Source organism: Streptococcus sp. 339 (assembly GCF_013277285.1).
GTDB lineage: Bacteria > Bacillota > Bacilli > Lactobacillales > Streptococcaceae > Streptococcus > Streptococcus pseudopneumoniae.
Window position 1 is genome coordinate 1 of sequence record NZ_VMMR01000110.1, and the last position, 1,509, is coordinate 1,509.

Consider the following 1,509-nt stretch of genomic DNA (forward strand, 5'->3'; position numbering starts at 1 on the left):
AAAGTCCTAAAAATCAGAAAAACGCATAGTATCAGGTGTTGATGTACTGCACCCCAAAAGTTAGACAGAAAAAATCTAACTTTTGGGGTATTTTTATTATGAAATTAACTTATGATGATAAAGTTCAGATCTATGAACTTAGAAAACAAGGATATAGCTTAGAGAAGCTTTCAAATAAATTTGGGATAAACAATTCTAATATTAGGTACATGATTAAATTGATTGATCGTTACGGAATAGAGTTCGTCAAAAAAGGAAAAAATCGTTACTATTCTCCTGATTTAAAGCAAGAAATGATTAATAAAGTCATACATGAAGGCTGGACTAAAGATAGAGTTTCTCTTGAATACGGCCTCCCAAGTCGTACGATACTTCTTAATTGGCTAGCACAATACAGGAAAAACGGGTATACTATTGTTGAGAAAACAAGAGGGAGAGTACCTAAAATGGGACGTAAGCCAAAAACGAGACCTGAAGAGAGGACAGAATTAGAACGTCTTCAAGCAGAAAATGAGTACCTGAGAGCGGAGAATGCCATCCTAAAAAAGTTAAGAGAACTCCGATTGAAGGAGGAAAAAGAGAAAGAAGAAAGACAGAAATTGTTCAAGAATTAATGACTGAGTTTTCGTTAGATCTTCTTTTAAAAGCCATTAAACTAGCTCGTTCGACCTACTACTATCACTTGAAACAGCTAGATAAACTAGATAAGAATCAAGAGCTTAAAGCTGAAATTCAATCCATCTTTATCGAACACAAGGGAAATTATGCTTATCGTCGGATTTATTTAGAACTAAGAAATCGTGGTTATCTAGTAAATCATAAAAGAGTTCAAGGCTTGATGAAAGTACTCAATTTACAAGCTAAAATGCGACAGAAACGAAAATATTCTTCTCATAAAGGAGACGTTGGTAAGAAAGCAGAGAATCTCATTCAACGTCAATTTGAAGGCTCTAAAACAATGGAAAAGTGCTACACAGATGTGACAGAATTTGCCATTCCAGCAAGTACTCAAAAGCTTTACTTATCACCAGTTTTAGATGGCTTTAATAGTGAAATTATCGCCTATAATCTTTCAACTTCACCCAACTTAGAACAAGTACAAACAATGTTGGAACAGGCATTCAAAGAGAAGCGCTATGAGAATACGATTCTCCATAGTGACCAAGGCTGGCAATATCAACACGATTCTTATCATCGGTTCCTAGAGAGTAAGGGAATTCAAGCATCCATGTCACGCAAGGGCAACAGCCCAGACAACGGCATGATGGAATCTTTCTTTGGGATTCTGAAATCGGAAATGTTTTACGGTTATGAGAAGTCGTTTCAGTCGCTTAAGCAATTGGAACAAGCTATTGTAGACTATATTGATTACTACAACAATAAACGAATTAAGGTAAAATTAAAAGGACTTAGTCCTGTGCAGTACAGAACTAAATCCTTTGGATAAATTAATTGTCTAACTTTTGGGGTAAGAACAGAAAAGCTTTGGCCGAATGGGTTTTATTATGG

At 35.5% G+C, this 1,509-nt stretch carries 1 protein-coding gene; it reads left to right on the forward strand.

What is annotated here, in order from left to right; translation table 11 throughout:
• Window positions 1-98: 98 nt before the first annotated feature.
• Window positions 99-1,447 (forward strand): IS3 family transposase gene (locus tag HT736_RS10755; RefSeq protein ID WP_172931034.1). Its coding sequence is split into 2 segments (ribosomal slippage): window positions 99-540 and window positions 540-1,447, totalling 1,350 coding nucleotides; the frame shifts between segments, so codons are not numbered across the junction.
• The last annotated feature ends 62 nt before the right edge of the window (window positions 1,448-1,509 follow it).